Origin of the sequence: Blautia sp. TF10-30, assembly GCF_003481245.1 — a bacterium.
Lineage (GTDB): Bacteria > Bacillota > Clostridia > Lachnospirales > Lachnospiraceae > Fusicatenibacter > Fusicatenibacter saccharivorans.
In genome coordinates, this window is record NZ_QUKM01000003.1 from 55,903 (window position 1) to 78,358 (window position 22,456).

Below are 22,456 nucleotides of genomic sequence, written 5' to 3' on the forward strand. Positions count from 1 at the left end.
TATTTTCTGCGCCCGGCTGTTTCCTGTTTATGCTTCTTCCTCTGTCGTCTCTTCTTCCTCTTCTGCAAGAAGCTGTTTTTCGATATACAGAGTCAGATTGTTGATTACATCATACGGAGAACCTGACATCGTGCAGCCAGCCGCACGGATATGGCCGCCGCCGCCGAATACGGCTGCGATTTTGCTCACATCAACCAGCTCGTCGGAGCGGAGGCTTACTTTGAAGACCTGCGGCTCCAGCTCATACAGGAAGATCGCTACGTGAACGCCTTCTGTATTTTTTAACTGGCTGACAATGCCGTCCATATCTCCCGATGTCAGGCCATAGAAGTCCATGATCTTCTTCCGCACGATACCGACAATACACTGCTTGTCGAGAAGCATGATGCTCTCTGTCAGCGTGCGTCCCATAATCTGGTTCTGTACGTATGTTTTCTTGAAGAATGCATCCTCGATGATTCTGGTAAACGGAACTCCCTTTTCCATCAGAGCGGCCGCAACCCGCATCGTGTGCGGAGAGGTGCTGCTGTACTGGAATACGCCGGAATCGGTCACAATACCGGTGTACAGCGCCTCGGCGCACGGCTCGGAGATCTTTTCTTCCTCCAGAAGCCCAAACAGCACCTCGCAGGCAGAGCTTGCATCCGGCTCTACGTGATTGATTTCGCAATATTCTGTATTCGTCACATGGTGATCGATGCAGATCGTCTTTCCCGCTTTTGCAAGAAGCGGTGCGGCAACGCCGATGCGCTCCTCGCTGGATACATCCAGAAGGACCACAAGGTCGTACGCTTTCTCTTCACAGCTTGTCTTTACCTCAGAAAAACCCGGAAGATAGGAAAATTCCGGCCGTGGATCCTCAAGATAGACATCTGCCTGAATCTCCGGCCGATTGTCGCGAAGATACTGGTATAATCCCAGGCAGGAACCGATGCAGTCACCGTCCGGACGAACGTGTCCGGCGATGGCCATGCAGGAGACTCCGTTTAGAATTTCATCAATTTTCTTCATTTTCCTCATCCTTTTTGTCTTCTTTGTGTGTTACTTCATCAATCAGTTTCGACATCGTAACGCCATATTCAATCGACTCATCCAGGACAAAGGTCAGCTCCGGTGTATTGCGGAGGTTAATGGTCTTGGCCAGCATACGGCGGATGAAGCCCTCCGCGCTCTTTAAGCCGCGGATGGTTTCTTTCTTCGCCTCATCATCGCCAAACACACTGATATATACTTTACACGTCTTCAGATCCGGCGCTACCTCTGCCGCTGTGACAGAGGTCATCATTCCGATGCGCGGATCCTTGATCTCGTTCCGGATGATGTTGGAAAGCTCTTTCTGTACTTCCCCGTTGATCCTGGTGTTTTTAATACTGTTTTTTCTCAACTTAATTCCTCATTTCTATCTCGGCACTTCTACCATGATATAAGCCTCGACCTGATCGAACTCCTGAAGATCGTTGAATCCTTCAAATACAAGACCGCACTCATAGCCGGAGCGCACTTCTTTGACATCGTCTTTGAAACGTTTGAGGGATGCCAGATTTCCTTCGAAGATCTGGTTTCCTTCGCGGCTGATTCGAACTTTGCAGCCTCTCTGGAACGTTCCGTCCAGTACATAGCTTCCGGCGATCGTTCCGACACCGGATGCCTTGAAGAGCTGACGTACCTCGGCATGGCCGATAACTTTCTCTTCGTAAACCGGCTCAAGCATACCCTTCATGGCTGCCTCAACATCCTCAATTGCCTGGTAGATGACACGGTACAGACGGATGTCTACGCCGTTCTGCTCTGCCATGGATTTTGCGTTCGCATCCGGGCGTACGTTAAATCCGATAATGATGGCGGAAGATGCGGTTGCCAGCATAACGTCGGACTCGTTGATCGCACCGACACCGCCGTGGATGACGCGTACGGCAACTTCCTCGTTGGAGAGTTTGACAAGACTCTGTTTTACTGCCTCGACAGATCCCTGTACATCGGCTTTGACAACAAGTGCCAGTTCTTTTAAGTTACCCTCCTGAATCTGGTTGAACAGATCATCCAGGGACATCTTCGCTTTTGTCTCCTCAAGCAGGTTCTTCTTGTTCTCTGCCACGAAGGTTGCTGCGAAGTTCTTTGCTTCTTTATCGTTATCGGTCTGAACGAGGATCTCTCCTGCGTTCGGAACATCGGAAAGTCCGAGAATCTCAACCGGAGTAGACGGGCCTGCCTCTTTGACGCGGCGTCCCTTATCATCCATCATCGCACGGACTTTACCGGAGCATGCGCCTGCTGCGATGTAATCGCCGACATGCAGGGTACCTTTCTGTACCAGAATGGTAGCAACCGGTCCTTTTCCTTTATCCAGCTCAGCCTCGATGACAAGACCTCTTGCTTTCCGGTTCGGGTTTGCTTTCAGCTCGAGCACTTCGGAAGTCAGAAGGATCATCTCCAGCAGATCGTCGATACCTTCGTTGTTCTTTGCAGATACCGGAACGAATACGGTGCTTCCGCCCCAGTCCTCCGGAATCAGTTCGTACTCGGAGAGCTCCTGTTTTACACGCTCTACGTTTGCGCCTGGTTTATCGATCTTATTGATCGCAACGATGATCTCAACGCCGGCTGCTTTTGCATGGTTGATTGCCTCAACGGTCTGCGGCATCACACCGTCGTCTGCTGCGACAACGAGAATGGCGATATCCGTTGCATTGGCTCCACGCATACGCATAGCGGTGAATGCCTCATGTCCCGGGGTATCGAGGAACGTAATCTTCTGTTTGTTGATCGAAACGGTGTATGCACCGATGTGCTGGGTAATACCGCCAGCCTCGCGGTCGGTGACATGGGTGTTCCGGATGCAGTCCAGAAGAGATGTTTTACCGTGGTCAACGTGTCCCATAACGCAGACTACCGGCGGACGCGGAACCATGTCTTTTTCATCCTCTTCGTCCTCTTTTAAGAGCTCTTCGATCACATCGACTTTCTCTTCCGGCTCAGCGATGATGTTATAATCAAGCGCGATTTCCTGTGCTTTTTCGAAATCGATCTCATGGTTTACGGTAACCATCGTTCCTTCCATGAACAGTTTCTTTACGATGACTGCCGGCTGCATTTTCATCTTCTCAGCCAGCTCGCGGATGGTCATTTTCTCCGGCAGGGTAATCTCCTTTACCTCATCCTTCGGTGCTTCCTGTTTCGGTTTGTTGACCGGTTTCTGGAGCGCTTTCGGGAGTCTGGACTGCTGATGATGTCCCTGGTTCGGACGGTTTCCGCCTCTTCCTCTGTCTTCACTGAATTTATTTTCTCTTAAAGAATCTTTGTTTTTGTCTTTTTCTTTTCTTCCTGTATCACGGCCTGGCTTCTTGATGCCAAGGCTCATTGTATCGCCTGCAGAGCTCTTATGCTCGGTTCTGCGGCGGTCTCCTCCCGGACGGCGGTTCTGATTCTGGGAATCATCATCCTTTCCTGCGAACGGTCTTCCGCCATTATTTCCCGGTCTGCCTCCGTTTGGACGTGCGGAACGCTCACCGAATGGTCTTCCGCTTCTCTCACCGTTTCCACTTCTTCCGCCGTTATTGCGGTCTCCTCCCGGACGGTCTCCGCTGCGGTTCGGGCGGTCTCCATTGTTTCCGCCGAAGCGGCGTTCTCCCTGCGGACGGTCTCCGCTGCGGTTCGGGCGGTCTCCGTTATTGTTGAAGCGGCGCTCTCCCTGCGGACGGTCTCCATTGCGGTTCGGACGGTCTCCGTTATTGTTGAAACGGCGCTCTCCCTGCGGACGGTCTCCATTGCGGTTCGGACGATCTCCATTTCCGCCGTTTCCGTTTCCACGGTTCGGACGGTCCTCGCTTCTTCCGTTTCCATTGCGGTTTCCTTCCGGACGGCCGTTTCCGCGGGACGGACGGTCTTTTTTCTGTCCCTGGTTCTTTGTGAACTCTTTTGCTTCTTTACTTGTTGCGTTCTGCGGACGCACAACGGAAATAATTTTCTTTTTCTTCGGTTTTGCCTGCTCTTCCGGTTTCTTCATTTCCATATTTTCTGTATCTTTCTTTTCCAATGATCTTTTCTCCTCTTTCTGCGGTTTTCGTGTTTCCTGCATCCATCCACCGACCTTTCCGGCCTTACGCCTTACGCTTCTGCCAACAATGCTGCTATTTTTTCTGCAAAATGCGCTTCACATACGGCAAGGGAAGAACGGTATTCTCTTCCGATGGCTCTTCCAAGCTGCTCTTTGTCCCCAAAAAGAATGCATGGCACTTTATAGTATGCACACATATTGCGAAATTTCTTCTGTGTATTGGCCGACGCCGTTTCCGCCAGAATGACAAGGTATGCGCTGCCGCTCTTTACGGCCTGCTCGGTCGCAAATTCGCCGCTCGATACCTTACCCGCCTTCATGGCAAGGCCCAGCATGGATAATCCTTTACTTTGACTGTTCAATCTTCGCAAATGCCTCCTTTAACTGCTCATAAACCTCTGATGGAATTTCTGCCTTCAGAGAACGGGAAAGTCCTTTGTTTTTCATTGCATTCCCCAGACATTCCAGAGAGCAGACATAAGCACCGCGTCCGTTCATTCTTCCGGTTGTGTCCGGAACAATCGTTCCTTCGGTGGTTTTCACCACGCGGATCATTTCTTTTTTGTTTTTCATTTCATTGCAGCCAATGCATTTACGCAGCGGCACTTTACGAACTGTACTCAAATGCTCATCCCGCCTTTGTTTTTATTTTAATTACTCTTCGTCTCCGGCTTTCTCTGCTGTTTCTACATCATTCTCGTCGAAGTTTTCTTCTGCAGAGATGGTTTCCTCCTCTGCTGCGGACTCATCGTAATTGTCCTCTTCCTCGTATTCCTCTTCTTCTACGTAGTCGAAGTCTCCTGCCTCGCGTGCCTGGGTCTCGCTCTTAATGTCGATCTTGAATCCGGTCAGACGTGCGGCAAGTCTTGCGTTCTGTCCCTCTTTACCGATGGCAAGGGAAAGCTGGTAATCCGGAACGATTACTTTTGCGGTCTTCTCATCCGGATCTGCCATAACGGAGATAACTTTTGCCGGGCTCAGTGCGTTCTCGATCAGGAGTGCCGGGTTCTCATCCCATGTAATGATGTCGATCTTCTCTCCGTTCAGCTCATTGACAACCGCGTTGACACGGCTTCCGTTCATACCGACGCATGCGCCGACTGCATCGACGTTCGGATCGTTGGACCATACTGCCATTTTCGTACGGCTTCCTGCCTCACGGGCAATGCTCTTGATCTCTACGATGCCTTCTGCAACCTCGGAAACCTCAGACTCAAAGAGACGTTTTACGAGTTCCGGATGGGTACGGGATACCATGACTTTCGGTCCCTTGGTTGTATTCTTTACTTCCAGAACGTATACTTTCACACGCTGGGTCGGCTCAAATTTCTCGCCTTTGACCTGCTCGTTCTCGGTCAGCAGAGCGTCTACTTTACCGAGGTTGATGCTGACGTTGCGTCCCACATAGCGCTGTACCACACCGGTAACCACATCGTGCTCTTTCTCGAAGTACTGATCAAACAGAACTTTACGCTCTTCCTCACGGATCTTCTGAAGAATGACGTTTTTGGCATTCTGGGTTGCAATACGGCCGAACTCTTTGGATTTGATTTCTACCGGAACGATATCGCCGAGTTCATAGCGGGAGTCTGCACGTTTTGCATCGGAAAGGGCGATCTCCATGATCGGATCCTGTACCAGATCAACAACGGTTTTCTCTGCTACGACTTTGAAATCACCAGTCTGGGCGTTAATGCTTACCTTTACATTATCTGCTTTGCCAAAATGGTTTTTACAGGCCTGGATCAGCGACTGCTCAATTGCCTCAAGCAGGGTATCTTTGCTGATATTCTTCTCTTTCTCAAGAACTTCAAGGGCCTCCATTAATTCTGTATTCATTTTTCTCTTTTCCTCCTGTATCTGCGTCTGTTTAGAAATCAAATGCTAAACGGATCAATGCAATATCGCTTTTCTGGAAGACGCGCTCTGTTCCGTCCTCCTCCAAAATGGTCACACTGTTATCATCATATGCGGTGAGTATTCCGTAAAATTCCCGGTTTCTCTCGATCGCACGGTATGTCCGGATTTCCAGCTCTTTTCCCATGCTTCTCTTATAGTCTTTCTCTTTTTTCAGCGGACGTCCAAGGCCCGGGGAGCTGACCTCCATGATATAGGCGTCATCGATAAAGTCCTCTGCGTCCAGCCGGTCAGAAAATGCACGGCTGACGATTTCGCAGTCATCTACGGTAATTCCGCCTTCTTTGTCGATGTAAGCACGCAGGTACCAGGTACCGCCCTCTTTGACATACTCCACATCCACCAGTTCAAAACCATTGGCTTCTACAATCGGAGTGATCAGTTCTTCTGCCTTCTGTTCGTATTCTTCTCTTCTGCTCAAATCCTCACCACCTTTTTTGATTTAGGGAAACTTTCGAAAAATTCTTTCATTTCCCTGTACACAAGAAAGAGTGGACGAAATCGTCCACTCCTTAACAGTCACTTATTAACAACTTTACTATAGCACCTTTTCCGTGCAATTGCAAGGGTTAATTTTCAAAATATCCTTTATTTATCGCCTTTTCCGGCTTTTTTGTTCGCCGGTTCCGGGCAGATGTGGACATCGAGCTGGTTATACGGGATGGAAATTCCCGCCGCGTCAAACTCTTCTTTGATGCGCTCATTCATTTTCCATTTGACCGGCCAGTAATTTTCCGTTGCGACCCAGGCGCGCAGACCGACCGTGATCGCGCTCTCGCCCAGCTCATCTACGAAAAACTGCTGCTCCTCCGACTGAAAATGCGGCTCCTCCTCAACGAGGCGGCGCAGGATATCCTTCGCTTTTCTGATATCGGACTCATAAGAAATGCCGACTTTGATTTCCAGCTTTCTGCGGTCCATTGCCGTCACGTTGATGATGGTGTGATTCGTAAGATTGGCGTTCGGGATCATGATGGTACGGTTGTCGATGCTGTTGATTGTCGTGTAATACATCTCAATCTTTTTGACCGTTCCCTCCTGGCCTTCGCCCGGGAAAATGATGTAGTCACCGACCTTAAATGGCTTCAGCAGCAGAATCATCACCCCGCCTGCAAAGTTTGAGAGGCCGCCCTGCAATGCCAGGGATACGGCAACGCCGGCGGAGGCGATGGCTGCTGCGATCGACGCTTCGGATACGATGCCGAGCTGAACGATAATGGTCAGCACCAGCAGCGTGTTCAGACTGTATTTCACCATGGAAACGGTGAAACTGACCACCGCCTCCTCCGTGTGAAAACGCCGCATGTTTTTCCGGATCAGACCACAGAGCCACAGGATCAGTTTGCGTGCAACCAGAAACAGAATTACTGCAAACACAATCTTCAGCACCAGATCGGCAGCCGAAGAGGCCTTGTCGATCCAGTATTCATAGACGCGTTCCGCCGCTGTCAGATTCACCATGTGTTATCTCTCCTCTGTCTCGAATTTTCTCTGCAGCTCCTCGCCGAGTTCACTCATGCCTGTGCTTTTTTTCGTTTTTGTCTCTGGTTTTGCCTCTGATTTTGCTTCCGACTTGGTTTCCGGCTTTGTAGCCGGCTTCTTTTCCGGATCGGCGGCTGCGCGGTATTTTTCCACGGCTTTTGCTGCCTCTGCCGCTGCGGATTTTCCGGCTTTCACCAGCTTGTCCACCGTCTGCTCTACCGTTTTCACCGGTTTGCTGTCGATCGCCTGCTTTACGGCTTTCTCCACCTTCTCTGTCGCAGTCGTAGTTCCCTGCTTTTTCTCTGCGGTTTTCACCGTTTTTTCCGATACCTTTTTCTCTGCTTTTTTCTCTGCTTTTTGAGCAGTCTTTGTTGTTTTCTTTGCTTTTACTGCTTTTACTGCTTTTACTGCTTCTTCCGTTTTTCCAGCCGGTTTTCCCTTCTTTCCGGTTTTCTTCTCTGCTGCCGCTTTCGCTGCAGTTTTTGCCTTTGCGCTCTTATTGCTTGCAGCGCCCGTCTCCGGCTTCGTATAAGAAAATACCTGAACAGAAAGCGGTGCGAGTTTTACGGTAATCGAGTTTTTCCGCTCGTCGCACTCTGTTTTTTTCGACATTTTCACGCGTGGATTTCCGACGCCTGTTCCGCCATAGCTTTCCGCATCGCTGTTGAACATCTCTTTGTACTTTCCTGGATACGGCACACCAATGCGGAAATCATCGTACTCGACATTCGAGAAGTTGCATATGACAAGCAGCGTATCTTCTTTCTTCCTTGTTCTGCGAAGGAAGATCAGAAGATTCTTTTCCCACTCCATGCCATTGATCCACTCAAAGCCCTCCGGCTTTTCGTCAAGCTGATACAATGCCGGATTTGCTTTGTAGAATGCATGAAGTGCCGCCATATAGTTCTTTAACTGCAGATGTTTCTTGTCCTCAAGAAGCTCCCAGGACAGGGACTGTTTCTCATTCCACTCTTTTTCCTGTCCAAATTCCTGTCCCATAAACAGAAGCTTCTTTCCGGGATGCACCATCTGATAAGCGTACGCCAGACGAAGATTTGCCATTTTCTGCTCCGGTGTACCCGGCATTTTGGTATACATAGACCCTTTCAGGTGAACCACTTCATCGTGCGACAGACTCAGCATGAATTTCTCCGAGTATGCATATACCATAGAAAAAGTCAGCTGATCGTGATGTGCCCCGCGGTATACCGGATCGTTTTTCATATATTCCGTAAAATCATTCATCCAGCCCATGTTCCACTTGTAGTCGAAGCCAAGTCCTTCATCGTCGAGTTCTCCCGTCACCTTCGGCCATGCAGTCGATTCCTCTGCGATAAGAAGCGCATCCGGGAACTCTTTTTTGAAGATGGAGTTCAGATGTTTTAAAAATTCGATTGCCTCAAGGTTCTCATTTCCGCCGTAGATATTTGCGACCCACTCCCCGTCCTGCTTGCCATAATCAAGATACAGCATCGATGCAACCGCATCCATACGGATTCCGTCGGCATGGTACTCTTTTGCCCAGAAAAGCGCATTGGCGATCAGGAAGTTCTTTACTTCCGGTCTGCCGTAATTGTAAATCAGCGTGCCCCAGTGTGGATGGGATCCCTGTCTCGGGTCAAAATGCTCGTACAGACACGTTCCGTCAAACGCAGAAAGTCCGAAGGTATCGCGCGGGAAGTGTGCCGGTACCCAGTCGAGAATAACACCAATGTCGTTCTGGTGCATCGTATCCATAAAATAGCGGAAGTCATCCGGCGTTCCGTATCGTGCTGTCGGTGCGTAATAGCCCGTTACCTGATAACCCCAGGATTCATCGAGTGGATGCTCCATCACCGGCATCAGCTCAACATGGGTGTAGCCGAGCTCTTTCACATAAGAAGCCAGCATCGGAGCGATCTCACGGTAGTTATAAAATTCACGGCCATCGTCCGGTTTTTTCCAGGAGCCAAGATGCACTTCATAAACAGAAATCGGCGCTTTGTCGCCCTGTGTGACACCACGCTTCTTCATCCAGTTCTCATCCTGCCAGGCATATTTTCCAAGATCAACCACAACACTCGCATTGTTCGGACGCAGCTGTGCTGCATTCGCGTATGGATCCGATTTCAGATACGTCAGACCGCCCTTTGCCTTAATTTCATATTTATAGATGTCGCCCGCGCGAACACCGGGGATAAAGAGTTCATAGATCCCGGACTCCAGAAGATTCATCTGATATGCTCTTCCGTCCCAGTTATTGAAATCCCCGACAACGCTGACACGGATCGCATTCGGTGCCCAGACAGCGAAGTAAACACCACTGATACCATCGATCTTTACCGGGTGTGCACCCATCTTCTCATAGATGGAATAACAGATGCCGTTTTCAAACTGTTTCTGTTCCTGCTCGGTGAACTGCATCGGATAGGCATATGGATCGTAATGCTCCATCTGGTTTCCGTCGCCGTCCCAGTAGATCAGCGTATAGGACGGAATTTTCTTTCCCGGAAGCAGCACAGCGAAAAATCCCGCCTCATCCTCGCAAACCATCTCGGTCTGTTTTCCGTCGCGGATCGTATGTACGGCTGCACGGGTTGCACCCGGGAAAAACGCCTGAATCAAAATACCATCCTCCGTTACGCGCGGTCCCAAGATGTCTCTTGGATGATTTTCCTCAGAATAGACCACGGCTTCTATTTCCGCCCAATCCATATAATCGTATAATTTTTCTTCCATTTTCAAAATTATAACCCCTCCTTTTTTATTTTACGTGCTCTCGCTGCTGCTTCCCCCATACAAAATCGCATAAAAAAGCACTCATTCATGCCAGAGCGTGTTTGAAAAAAGCTTTTCGTGAGCTGCGAGTCCCATTTTCAGCCCAAACGGTCTGCAGCAACCGGATAAGGTCAAAACAGATCGCGAAGTGGGGCTTGCAGATTGTGGAAATGATTTTTCAAATTCTGTTTTTATTCTACCATCCTAACTGCGATTGTACAATGCAAATCTGGTTTGTTTTTTATTCATTTCCTACGATTACGGCAAGATCTTCATCTGTCGTCTGCATCTCATCGTTCTCAAACCAGATACTGTAAATGTTCTGTGAAGTCAGTGTTTCCAGGGACTCCCTGGAAAGCGATTCGGCCTGATAATCAGAAAATGCTGCAAGCAGCGTATTGGCACAGCCATATTCACCGGAATAGACGATCAGTTCGGAGGCTGCTGTGTGGTCTTTTCCGTCTGCCGCGCTAAGATACGGCGTGCGCATCGTTCCGTCCTGATACTGGTAATAGCGGTACGCATCCGGGCTGCCCGCCTGGTAAGCGTGGAAAAACACGATGCTTTTCGGTCCTTCATACGTCATTGTTCCGTATGACTGGATTTCGTTCCCGGAAAGATGATACAGCGGATACCGGTACTCTTTTTCTCCCGTCTCATCGAGACAGCGCACGAAACCGTCCTTACTGGAAATAATGCCGAGCTGATAGCCCTCGCCACGAATCGTATCCGCCAGATAATCAATCAAAAAAGCATTTTTCATCCAGAAAAAGTCGAGATATGCGGTATAGCCCATCTCTGCGGCATACGCCTGATACGCGTCTGACACATGCAGACAGACCTGGTTTTCCCCTGACAGCTCCAGTGAAATATCATCCGGGTTCTGTGTAAAGGCAGCAACTGCTGCCGTTTCTTCTGCTGCCGCATCGTTCCGGTTCGGATCAAACTGCGCTGCAGCCGCATCATCATTGCTGGCGCAGAGATTTTCCAGGGACGCATACAGCGGTCCCAGATAAATTTCCCGGCAATTGGCATCGGATACTTTTTTCAGTGCATCGTATAAAACCGGATCTACCGTCAGCACTTCATTTGGATGCTGGTTGATATCATACAGGTTTGTCACATCCTCAAAGCTCTCATCTATATTGAAAAGCCGGTAGCCTTTCACTGCCGCATCTGTGTAAAGCAGCGAAAGCGCCTTTGCCTCCCCGCCTGCAGAAACCCCGCTTGCGCCAACGTTATATTTCAAGGTAAAATCCTCACCGCAGTTCAAATCCGCGCCTGCCTTTACACTGATCTCACGCCAGCCGGAATCTCCATGCAGAAAGTTCATAAAACCATACACCAGAAAACCGGATCCAATCGCCAGAAGCAGTACTACAAGCAGGATGCGCCGTCCGACATTTTTTTCGGAAAGCCAGACCTTCTGTACCGGCTTTGGCAGCCGTCTGTTCGGATCTTTTACTGTTCTTCCCATTTTTTTGCTCCTCTTTCATTCTAATTTTCCTTTTCCGCTGTGATTTATTGTCCCAAAAAACACATCGCCCGTCAAGTAAAATCGGAACGGAATTCATCTCGCACTTCGTTCCGGAAGCCACAACTTTTTTAATTTACAGAAAATTTCAACGAAGTTTCCTGTAAACTATGAGAAACACGCTCCGCGAGTTTCTCAAGTTATCGCGGCAGTCGCCAAGGTCTCGTGCAAGCACGGACTTTGGCTCGTTGCTCGCGTAAATCAAAAAAAGCGGCACCGGAACCTTTTTTCTGGTTCCGGGCCACTTTTTCTTTCCTGTCCACTATAGGGCAACTAAAATCAATGCAATGATAAAGATCAGGAGAATCACGGCAAGTACAGCAAATCCGTACAGCGCGCCCTGCTTGCATGCTTTGTAGTTGTGATAGTATTGTTTCTTTTTGTATACCATCGCTGCGATGATACCGATGATCGGGAAGAAGAACGACAGCACTTTGTACCAGACGCTTCCGGTATCGTGAACCGGAGTTTTCAGGAATTCATCTTCTGCCTTGGAAAGATGAACCTCGTGGTTCTCCTCTTTTACTTCCTCGCCAGGCTTTCGGATGGTGATCGGCTGCAGCGGCTCTCCCTTCTCACGGAGTGCCTTATACTCTTCGATCTCTTTTTTATTTCCATATACAAAATGATTGTGTCCGATGTCCACGAATTCCGGTTTGTCCACGGAATAATCGTGAATGGACGGGTCATAGGTGTACAGCACCTTATTCTTCTCGAGCTGCGGATCCGGAATCGGGATCGCAGAGATCAGGGAATGGGTGTATGGATGCAGCGGGAAGTTGAACAGCTCCTCTGCGTCCGCAACCTCTACGATATTTCCTTTGTAGATAACACCGATACGGTCGGAAATGAACCGTACGATGGAAAGGTCATGGGCGATAAACAGATAAGTAACCTGTTTTTCTCTCTGGAATTTCTTCAGCAGATTGAGGACCTGGGCACGGATCGATACGTCCAGTGCGGAGATCGGCTCATCGGCTACAACCAGCTCCGGCTCCATAACCATGGCACGGGCCAGACCGATACGCTGGCGCTGTCCGCCGGAGAACTCATGTGGGTAACGGGTCAGGTGCTCTGGCAGAAGACCAACCTCGTTGATCATGTTCTCTACCTTTTTCACACGGTCTGCCTCGTTCTCGTACAGATGGAAGTTGTAAAGACCCTCGGATACGATATAATCGACCGTCGCACGCTCATTTAACGATGCGGCCGGATCCTGGAATACCATCTGAATGTTTCGGATAACCTCCCGGTCCAGGGAATGCGGAATCTTACCGGAAATTTTAACGCCCTTATACAGGATCTCTCCTGCGGAACACGGGTTGACACGAATGACCGCACGGCCGATCGTTGTCTTTCCGGAACCGGACTCGCCTACGAGGGAGAAGGTCTCTCCCTTGTAGATGTCAAAAGAAGCATTTTTTACCGCTTTGACTGCGTCATCGCCCTTGCCGAAAGTGATATCTACATTTTTTACCTGCAGTAAGATTTCTCTTCCATTTTCGTCAATCGGACCATGCTCCGGCAGATGCGAAACAGTGGTCTTGCTTTCCTGCTTTGTAGACACTTTCAAACTCTCCTATAAGTTATATGCTTTTAACAGTTTTTCGTGAATATTCTGAATAGCTTCCGGTTTTTCTGTCTTCGGCGCTCTCGGATCCAGCAGCCATGTCTTGGCATAGTGGGTATCCGTTACCTTGAACATCGGCGGCTCCTCCAGAGTATCAATCTTCAGACAGTACTGGTTACGCGGTGCAAACGGGTCTCCGATAATCTTATTGTACAGAGACGGCGGCGTACCGGTAATGGAAAACAGCTTTGTATTCCGCTCCGCAAGCTGCGGCAGGGAAGAAAGCAGCGCCCAGGTGTACGGATGGCGCGGATCGTAGAACAGCTCTTCTACGTTCGCAAACTCGATGATCTGTCCTGCGTACAGAACGGCAACACGGTCTGCGATATTCGCTACGACACCAAGGTCGTGGGTAATAAACACGATGGTGTAGTTGTACTCTTTCTGAAGATCCTTGATCAGCTTCAGGATCTGTGCCTGAATCGTAACGTCCAGCGCAGTTGTCGGCTCATCGCAGATGAGGATCTTCGGACGGCAGGAAAGTGCAATCGCAATAACGATACGCTGTCTCATACCGCCGGAATACTGGAACGGATAATCATCGAAACGCTGCTCTGCGTTCGGAATACCAACCTTTTCCATCAGCTCAAGCGCCTGTGCTCTTGCTTCCACCTCGCTGACATTCTGATGCTTCATGATAACAGACGTAATCTGTTTTCCGATTGTGATGATCGGGTTCAGGGAAGTCATCGGATCCTGGAATACGGTTGCAATTTTCTTACCGCGGATCTGGCCCCAGTCATTCGGATCCTGGATTTTTGCCAGGTTAATGATACAGGTTCCATGAAGCCGCTCCGGTGTCTCATCCAGATAGCGTACACGGAAAGTTGCCTGGTCGAAAACGCTGTTCCGTTTCTGCTCGTCATTCAGATCCACACCGCGTTCCATCGCAGCTTTGAATGCCTCGTGCAGCTTCTTGATCATGCGAACCTTTTTACGCAGTTTATAACGTCCGACAGAAAGATAGATCTCTTTGGCAAGAATCTCGTTTCTCTTTCTCGTCTCGTCCGTAATTTCTTTTGCTGTCAGGCCGGCGTACTCTTTTTTGTACTCTGCCATTTTTGCCTCATACGCCTGATTGTATGCCGTATCGTTCATGGCAGCCTGTTTGTGAGCCTTGATTTTTTCCTCTTTTGCTTTCTGCAGAGCCTTAATCTCTCCATCCAGTCTGGAAATCTCCGCGGATGTCTCTTTGACTTTCGCTTTTTCTTTGGAAGTATCGAGTGTCTGCTTATAGTTGAAAAGTTCGGTTCTCTTTATTACAAGTTCCTTGATTTCAGCCTCTGCTTTCTCGCGCTCTTCCTCGCTCAGCGTCATTTTTTCTTCTTTTTCCTGCTCCAGCGCCTTCATTTTCAGAAATACTTCTGAACCATATTCCAGTTTGGAATACTCGTTCAGTTTTTCCAGGGTAGAAGCGATGGTCTTTTTCGCATAAGAATTCAGCGGAACAACCGTATCACTCAGTTCGTCATCATTGAAAATGATATCTCCCTGATCGATGAAACCGTTGCTGTCCAGCATACCCGCAAACGCTTTCGTGAATACGGATTTACCGGCACCGGATTCTCCTACGATAGCAATGGACTCATTCTCGTAAATATCCAGCGTTACGCCCCGGATTGCCGTCAGGATACGGCCGCGGACACGGAATTTTACCTGTAAGTCCTTAATCGATAATAATACTTTTTTATCTTCCATGCGGCTTTCCTTCCTACATATGTGTTCTCGGGTCGGACGCATCTCCAAGGTTCTGTCCAACTACATATAATACTACGGTGATGATTGAAGCGACAACAACCGGACTCCAGAATTCGAATCCCCATCCCGGTGTCAGCATGGCGCCCTCAGCCTCATAGATCAGTCTTCCCAGAGACATGTCAGAAAGTCCCATACCGATGTAAGCCAGGAACACCTCGTAAGAGATGTAGGACGGAATCTCAGTTGCCGCCAGAGTAACAATGACAGATGTCATAAACGGGAGAATATTCTTCATCGCAATGCGGAAAATCGAAGTTCCAAGACATTTTGATGCCAGATTATACTCTCTGTCACGGATGATAACGACCTGCGTACGGATAAAGTACGCGATGGCAAGCCATCCGGTAACGGTCAGTGCAAATACCATGGTCCAGAAGCTCGGAGAAAAAATAAGCACCAGGACGGAGATCAGAAGTACATACGGAATATTTCCGATGATGTTGTAAACCTCCATCATGAAGACATCAACCTTCTTCGAAAATCCCCAGACAGATCCGACAATCACACCAATCGAAAGGTTGATGAGCGCACAGATAAACGCCAGGGAAACTGAAATTCTGGAACCAAACCAGACAGCGTCAAATGTCGACTGTCCGGAAGCACCGGATCCTAAAATCCAGTGAATATTGAATCCAAGCTGCTGCAATGCTTTGCCTGGAGACAGATGTTTTGTCGCGCCGTTCATCAGATTGGCGAAACGGTCGTACTCCACAAAGAGCGGATACACATACGTCATCAGCAGAATCACACCCAGGAGGCAAAGTACGGCAATATTGATTTTTTTCTTAAAAAATACGCGGAACACGGAATGCCAGTAGGAATATCTCGGAGCCGTAATTTTCTCAGACTCCAGAGAGCTGTTATCTACAGGAGAAAACAGTTCTTCCTCAGACAGACCGAATTTATCTAAATCATAATTCATAAGTCCCTACCTGTCTTTCGTTGAGAATGAGATTCGCGGATCCACCATGGACATCAAAACGTCGCCCAGGATGATGGAAATCACGGAGAGCACTGCGTAGAACAGTGTAACACCTACGATAACACCATTATCATATTTGCTGATTGCTTCGGTCAGCAGATTACCGGCACCTGGTACTACGTACACACGCTCGGTGATGATGGCGCCGGTCAGTGCGAACAGTACGCTCGCCGGAACACCCTGCACGATCGGAATCGCTGCGTTCTTCAAAATGTGTTTCGTAAAGATTTCTCCCTCTGTCAGTCCACCGGATCTTGCGAATTTTACGTAATCGGAGTTCATCTGGTCGATCATGTATCGACGCAGCCATTTCATCAGGTTTGCCACCTGCGGCAGTGCCAGGGAAACGATCGGCAGAATATACATCAGCTTGCTCTTCGAATCCATGTCAAAGGTGGTCGGCAGACCCATTTTTCCTCCGATTGCCTTAAACAGGAAAATATAGGCCAGTGAAGGTACTGCTATAATGAATACAATATAGATGGTTCCAAGCTGGTCAACCAGTTTGTCTTTCTTTCTCGCCATCAGAATGCCAAGCGGCACTGCGATGAGATAGGAAAGAATTACGGCAATGATACCGATTACAAAGGAATAGCCGATTTTTGATTTACCACTCTTAACTGTATCCACGTTGGTATAGTCATCTGTGAACCGATCGGAATGAACAGCGCTTGCATCCTGAGATTCGCTCATATACGTTGCGCTGTGCAGATCGTCTGCACTGTATTCCACCAGACCGCTTGGGTAGGTAATCTCCGATTTTACGTAGGATCCCTGCGCGCGGGTCATGGTCAGTGCTACATCCACACCCTCATTTACGGAATAGGACTTTCCTAAATTTATGGTGATTATATTCTGATGGAAGTATGGGAATTTTGAGTCAAAGTACATCAAGTACTTGTGTGTTGTGCCATTTCCCATGATGGCCGGTGAAAATTTCTTTCCCCCATATACCGGATCGTGTAAGGTAAATGTAATCCCCCTCTTACCTTCTACCTTTGCAGCATCGTGAATGCTGTCGATGTCAATCAAACCGGAAAAATATTTTCCGAGACGCGTTGCAAGCGGAATATCCCTGTACGCAAACAGCTGCTGCTGTCCGCCGTTGGCATATTTTTTCTTACCCATCATGATCGCATCGTATCTTCTTACGGTGTAACCTTTTGCTTTATAATAAGCTGTAAATTTTTTTACATATTCAGATACCAGTTCTGAATCCTGGTCTTTCGTTCTTCCGAATGCTACTGCTTTGGATCTCGTATCCTCGTCAATTTCGCCTTTTGCTTTGAGAGCGTTCAAATAATCTGCATAGGTTACATAATCAAGATATCCGTATGTCTCCCACTTCTGATATTTGTACACCTTTTTCTGGTTATTGCTCTGATGGGAATAGGTGGCGTCCTGTGCGAAAATCAGATTTCGGTCCATCAGAGAATAAATCATAGTCATAACGCATCCAACAACGATTACTACGGAAACAAGGCCATGCAACAAACGCTTAAAAAGATATTTTGTCATATTCTCTCATTCCTTAACACAATATGACAGGGGAATGGCTTTTTTTGTTCCCATCCCCCTGCCGGTTTATTCATTGGCTTTCAACTGTTCTGATCTTTCCAATTTTACCTTTTCCAAAATTAGAAGATACCGAAACATTTGGTCATGTATCCTTCGTAGTCCGGAAGCATGGTATCCAGGTAAGAGCACGGATCACCAAAGTCCGGACCCCATCCGGAGACATCGTATACGTCGTAGTTTGCTTCATAACCATAGTTTGCATAGTATCCTGCATAGTACCATCCATCCAGGTCTACGGCATCAACCAGATTGATCACAACTTTTCCGCCAAGGGCAGCCTCTACTGATTTCTTGTAGGAGTTTGCTTTGTTGGTGTAAACTTCTACTGCAGACGGATATGGATATTCCATCTGGATCGGGTTGCTCTCATCGATGGTGATGCCCTCTTCTGCGAGCTCCTCGATTGCGGTATTCAGTTCTTCTACTGCGTTTTCCGGATTGTACCATCCATCAAAGCCATCGCTGGTCTTGTTTTCGGCATCCCATACTTTGATCTTCACGCCGTCGGCGTCGATCTGTTTCTGTACGATTTCACCATAGTAGGTGCCTGCCGGGAAGGTTGTGTCGGTTCCGTTGATCTGAATGGTAGTGTCTTTTGACAGGCTTACGAAATATCCCGGGGTAAAGGTATTTCTAAGGGAAGTATACTTCAGATCCTCGCCAACCTGCTGTGCATTGTAAGCGCCACGATCTGCTGCAAAGCTGATCGCTCTTCTGAAGTGAACGTTCTGCAGCGCTTTGTTCGTTCTCTGGATTTCTTCGTCAGACTTTGTACTCTTTGCTGTTGTTCCGTCGTTGGCATTTGCAGTCGCAGTACGGTTGATATTGTAGAATGCCATGAAAGAAGTAGCATCGGTATCTGAAACTACTGCGTACTGGTCGTACAGACCTTCGGATTTTGCTGTCTCCATAGTGGAGGTGTTCAGGTTTACATAGTCAACGGTACCTGCTTTTGCATCTGTGTACATTTTGGTAACATCAGACTGGTCATTGAACAGCCAGGTCAGGGTTTTAATGTTTACGTTGTCTTTGTTCCAGTAAGAATCGCTCAGTTTAAATACGATGGTATTTTTCGCTGTAGCGTTGGTTACCAGGTACGGTCCGCAGTATGCGATCGAGTTGGAATCTTTTCCGTACTGATAATCTGCTGCGGAGGAATCGTACTCAGCACCAAATTTACCGCCCTGGGACTGATAGTAGCTTCTGCTCATCGGCATGAAGATGGTGTAGCCAAGCATGGTCATGAAGTAGCTGCATGGCTCTTCCAGTGTGTACTCTACGGTATAGTCATCAACAGCTTTTACACCAACCTCGTCGAAATCGGTAACTTCACGGCTGATGTACTGGGATACGTTTTTGATCACGCCCTGTACCAGGTATTCCAGACCGCCCTGTGCATCACACATATGCTGCATTCCGGCCACGAAGTCATCTGCTTTTACAGTATCCACTTCACGTCCCTGGGAATCGGTCCATTTTACATCTTTACGAAGGTGGAAGGTATAGGTCAGTCCGTCATCAGATACTTCATAGGATTCTGCCAGTGCCGGCTGCAGAGTTCCCTCTACATCGTACTCCATCAGTCCGTCATAGGTATTGATGATCGCATCGGTATCTGCCGCACGGGAAGTTGCAAGTCCGTCCCATGTTACCGGATCGCTCGCATACGGCATGGAGAAGCTGTCTTTTAAGGTGTAACCTTTTCCTGCCAGATATTCTTTTACCCAGCTCTCATAGGTTCCTGTTCCTTTAAGCTCATCCCATTTTGCTCTCATCTCGTTGTAATCTTCTGCCTTGATAAAGTCAGTTGTTACAACATACTGATGATAACGGTCTTTATCGCTTCCCCAAAGGGTATAGTCCTTGGTGCGCGGAGCCATTCTGTACATCGCGTACGTACCACCTCTTGAGGTGAGCGGGTACATCATGGCGGACTCCATCAGTTTTCCCTCGGCAACTGCCATCAGGGCATATCTCTCATCCACCGTTTCTGCTTCCTTTGCAGTAGCAAGTGCATCGTTGAAATCGCCCAGTGCCTCGTTATAGAGCTCTGTGCTGGTCTCGTCGTATCCTTCCGGCATTTCGGACTCCTCTGCCTCGGCTTCGCTCTCACTGCTTGCAGATGCGCTTGCATTGCTTTCGGAAGATGCGCTGCTGCTTACGCTTACACTCTCATCCGCCGGATCAGAACTTCCGCTGCCGGAATTTCCACAGGCAACCAGGCTTGCAGTCATACTCATAACAAGTAATGCGCTTACAATTTTTCTTTTCATAATTTCTTCCTAACTCCTTTCATGGATTCGCGTTGTTTTTGCATCATCCGGACATTTACCGGAACGGCTTCGCCATTCCACCGTTTTTCATTTTGGCACTTTACCACATCAAAACGAATAGTACAAAAAGGAGATGCGTCCAACAAGATTTGTTTTCTTCATCCCTCATGCCCGTACATTTGTCCGTTTGTCCAAAAACAACTGGGTTCATTATAACCAGAACTCTCTCTGTTTGTCAATATCCGATGCAGGAGAAAAGTGTATAAACTGCATTTAAAGTCATCAAAATCCTCTATTTTCCTCTTTTTGGGTATTGTTCTGATGCTGTTTTTCTATTTTCCTGTATTCTTCGGTTTTAGAATAAAAAAAGATTACACAAATAATTGTTTCTTTCCATTTGCGTTCTGCAGCACTGTCTTTTTGTATTTGTTTCAGATTTTGCTCCGGGAAAGAATCCTGCCGGACGCAAAAACAGACTTCTGAAAATCACATTTCTTCTTATTTAAGAGCGTCATACTGTTTTTTACTTTCGTTTTTTACTTTCGTTTTTTACTTTCGTTTCCTTCTTTTACAAAGCAAAGCCTTCCATGAAGACCGCTCACACCGAAATCACTTTCTTACTTTTTGTCTTCGACAGTCTCCGGACTATTGACAGCAAAAAAAAATCCTGCTAATATTAATTTTAATAAGGAACCAGTGCAGTACACGGAAAACAGGCACCGCACGCGGCGTCTCTGATATCCTTGTCGGATACAGCAGACGCTTTTTTGCTTTCTTGTGTATCATCACTTCTGCATCCGTATCCGCACGAAAAGAAAAAAGGAGACTTCTTTTATGTATCTTTATAATTCTGCAACCCATAAAAAAGCTGAATTCCTGACACACACACCGGGCCGTGTAGAAATGTACACCTGCGGACCTACCGTTTATCATTTTGCGCACATCGGAAACCTGCGCAGTTATATTATGGAGGATGTCCTGGAAAAGGCACTCCGCTATGAAGGCTACGACGTCAACCGTGTCATGAACATCACCGATGTCGGCCATTTAAGCTCCGATGCGGACACCGGCGAGGACAAGATGGTCAAAGGTGCAAAGCGCGAGCACAAAACAGTCATGGAAATCGCACAGTATTACACCGATGCATTCTTTGCGGATTGCAAAAAGCTGAACATCAAGCGCCCGGATGTCGTACAGCCGGCAACGGGATGCATTGACGAATATATCAGAATCATTGAAAAACTGATGGACACCGGCTACGCTTACTTTGCCGGCGGAAATGTTTACTTTGACACCAGCCGTCTCGACCACTACTACGTATTCAACGATCACGACGAGGATGACCTCGCGGTCGGTGTACGTGAGGGCGTAGAGGAAGATACAAACAAACGCAACAAAAATGATTTCGTTCTCTGGTTTACGAAATCCAAATTTGAGAACCAGGCCTTGAAATGGGATTCCCCGTGGGGCGTCGGTTATCCGGGATGGCACATCGAGTGCTCCGGTATCTCCATGAAATACAATGGCGAATACCTTGACCTGCACTGCGGCGGCGTAGACAATGCATTCCCGCACCACACGAACGAGATCGCACAGTCCGAAAGCTATCTTGGCCACGCCTGGTGCCCGCAGTGGTTCCATGTACATCACCTGAATACATCGACTGGAAAGATGTCGAAATCGAAAGGTGAGTTTTTAACCGTTTCTCTTCTTGAGGAAAAAGGTTATGATCCTCTCGTCTACCGTTTCTTCTGCCTCCAGTCTCATTACCGTAAGGCGCTTGTCTTCACCTGGGAAAACCTGGACAACGCCAAAATTGCCTACGACAAGCTGATCGCCCGCATCGCCGCTTTAGACCCGAAAGACGGACCGGCCGAGGAAGCTTCTATGACTGCTTTAAAAGAGAAATTCCAGAAAGCGCTCGATGCCGACCTCAACACCTCGCTTGCCATCACAACGCTGTACGATGTGTTAAAAGCAGACATGCATGATGCTGCAAAGCTGGCGCTTCTCGACAGTTTCGATCAGGTACTCGGTCTTTCCCTTCTCGCTCATGCAGATGCGAAGAGAAAAGAGGCTGCAAAGACAACTTCTGCTTCCACCGCGTCCGGCTATCAGATTACCGGCGAAGGAGATCCGGAAATTGATGCTCTTGTTCTGAAACGATATGAGGCAAAAAAAGCCAAAAACTTTGCAGAAGCAGATAAAATCCGCGATGACCTGAAAGCCCAGGGCATTGAAGTTGCTGATGTACGCGGCGGAGCCGTCTGGAAACGGATCTGATCTGCACGAAAGAGGAACTCTGATTTTCTTCTTCATTTCCTACGAAGGAAACAGGGAATTTCATGTGCTGAAAGCAACAACCGACCAGTATATTACCTGTGAAAACGCGGCTGCACTTTCTATTAAACTTCTTCCAAAGAGAACTGCTCTGATGCGGCAGTTCTCTTTTTTATGCTTTTTCACCTGCTGCTTGCGGCTTCCTTCGGAT

General features: G+C 48.2%; 17 protein-coding genes. 2 read left to right on the forward strand and 15 right to left on the reverse strand.

What is annotated here, in order from left to right:
* Nucleotides 1–27 precede the first annotated feature (27 nt).
* From DXD02_RS04240 to glgB, 9 genes are all read right to left on the reverse strand, one after another.
* Nucleotides 28–1,011: a DHH family phosphoesterase gene (locus tag DXD02_RS04240; protein ID WP_117804404.1), complete on the reverse strand. Its 984-nt coding sequence runs from the start codon at nt 1,009–1,011 to the stop codon at nt 28–30.
* The gene (rbfA, locus tag DXD02_RS04245; RefSeq protein WP_022462931.1) at nt 998–1,384 is read right to left on the reverse strand and encodes a 30S ribosome-binding factor RbfA; all 387 of its coding nucleotides are present in this window, start codon (nt 1,382–1,384) and stop codon (nt 998–1,000) included. The genes DXD02_RS04240 and rbfA overlap by 14 nt, the downstream gene beginning before the upstream one ends.
* A gap of 15 nt (nt 1,385–1,399) precedes the next feature.
* Complete coding sequence (gene infB, locus DXD02_RS04250; RefSeq protein WP_334291847.1) at nt 1,400–4,009, reverse strand: translation initiation factor IF-2; 2,610 nt, start codon at nt 4,007–4,009, stop codon at nt 1,400–1,402.
* A gap of 95 nt (nt 4,010–4,104) precedes the next feature.
* Nucleotides 4,105–4,416 carry a L7Ae/L30e/S12e/Gadd45 family ribosomal protein gene (locus tag DXD02_RS04255; RefSeq protein ID WP_055221524.1) on the reverse strand — a complete coding sequence of 104 codons (312 nt, stop codon included), beginning with the start codon at nt 4,414–4,416 and terminating at the stop codon, nt 4,105–4,107.
* The gene (gene rnpM / locus DXD02_RS04260) at nt 4,400–4,678 is read right to left on the reverse strand and encodes an RNase P modulator RnpM (protein ID WP_117804403.1); all 279 of its coding nucleotides are present in this window, start codon (nt 4,676–4,678) and stop codon (nt 4,400–4,402) included. Before rnpM ends, DXD02_RS04255 begins: the two co-directional genes overlap by 17 nt.
* A gap of 30 nt (nt 4,679–4,708) precedes the next feature.
* Nucleotides 4,709–5,893: a transcription termination factor NusA gene (gene nusA / locus DXD02_RS04265; RefSeq protein WP_117804402.1), complete on the reverse strand. Its 1,185-nt coding sequence runs from the start codon at nt 5,891–5,893 to the stop codon at nt 4,709–4,711.
* Between the two features lie 31 nt (nt 5,894–5,924).
* A complete protein-coding gene (gene rimP, locus DXD02_RS04270) occupies nt 5,925–6,392 on the reverse strand; it encodes a ribosome maturation factor RimP (protein WP_022462927.1) in 468 nt (155 codons plus the stop codon).
* 167 nt (nt 6,393–6,559) lie between these two features.
* Complete coding sequence (locus tag DXD02_RS04275; protein WP_022462926.1) at nt 6,560–7,432, reverse strand: mechanosensitive ion channel family protein; 873 nt, start codon at nt 7,430–7,432, stop codon at nt 6,560–6,562.
* Between the two features lie 3 nt (nt 7,433–7,435).
* A complete protein-coding gene (gene glgB, locus DXD02_RS04280) occupies nt 7,436–10,171 on the reverse strand; it encodes a 1,4-alpha-glucan branching protein GlgB (RefSeq protein ID WP_117804426.1) in 2,736 nt (911 codons plus the stop codon).
* Nucleotides 10,172–10,272: 101 nt separating this feature from the next.
* On the opposite strand from glgB, the gene DXD02_RS16340 reads away from it, so the two are divergent.
* Nucleotides 10,273–10,527 (forward strand): DUF6783 domain-containing protein, encoded by a 255-nt coding sequence (locus DXD02_RS16340; RefSeq protein ID WP_416388104.1) that lies wholly within the window; start codon nt 10,273–10,275, stop codon nt 10,525–10,527.
* Here DXD02_RS16340 and DXD02_RS04285 read toward each other — a convergent pair.
* The 6 genes from DXD02_RS04285 to DXD02_RS04310 form a co-directional block, all read right to left on the reverse strand.
* Nucleotides 10,452–11,687 carry a hypothetical protein gene (locus DXD02_RS04285; RefSeq protein ID WP_117509188.1) on the reverse strand — a complete coding sequence of 412 codons (1,236 nt, stop codon included), beginning with the start codon at nt 11,685–11,687 and terminating at the stop codon, nt 10,452–10,454. The genes DXD02_RS16340 and DXD02_RS04285 overlap by 76 nt on opposite strands.
* Before the next feature lie 319 nt (nt 11,688–12,006).
* Complete coding sequence (locus DXD02_RS04290) at nt 12,007–13,311, reverse strand: ATP-binding cassette domain-containing protein (protein ID WP_270423095.1); 1,305 nt, start codon at nt 13,309–13,311, stop codon at nt 12,007–12,009.
* Between the two features lie 12 nt (nt 13,312–13,323).
* Nucleotides 13,324–15,072, reverse strand: coding sequence for an oligopeptide ABC transporter ATP-binding protein OppD (oppD, locus tag DXD02_RS04295; protein WP_117509189.1), 1,749 nt, complete (start codon nt 15,070–15,072; stop codon nt 13,324–13,326).
* 13 nt (nt 15,073–15,085) lie between these two features.
* Nucleotides 15,086–16,054 (reverse strand): ABC transporter permease, encoded by a 969-nt coding sequence (locus DXD02_RS04300; protein WP_055228618.1) that lies wholly within the window; start codon nt 16,052–16,054, stop codon nt 15,086–15,088.
* Between the two features lie 6 nt (nt 16,055–16,060).
* On the reverse strand, nt 16,061–17,632 hold the full coding sequence (locus tag DXD02_RS04305; protein WP_117509190.1) for an ABC transporter permease: 1,572 nt from the start codon (nt 17,630–17,632) through the stop codon (nt 16,061–16,063).
* Between the two features lie 119 nt (nt 17,633–17,751).
* The gene (locus DXD02_RS04310; RefSeq protein ID WP_117509191.1) at nt 17,752–19,965 is read right to left on the reverse strand and encodes an ABC transporter substrate-binding protein; all 2,214 of its coding nucleotides are present in this window, start codon (nt 19,963–19,965) and stop codon (nt 17,752–17,754) included.
* A gap of 834 nt (nt 19,966–20,799) precedes the next feature.
* On the opposite strand from DXD02_RS04310, the gene cysS reads away from it, so the two are divergent.
* Entirely contained in the window at nt 20,800–22,248 is a 1,449-nt protein-coding gene (cysS, locus tag DXD02_RS04315) for a cysteine--tRNA ligase (protein WP_118594944.1), read from the forward strand.
* Nucleotides 22,249–22,456 lie beyond the last annotated feature (208 nt).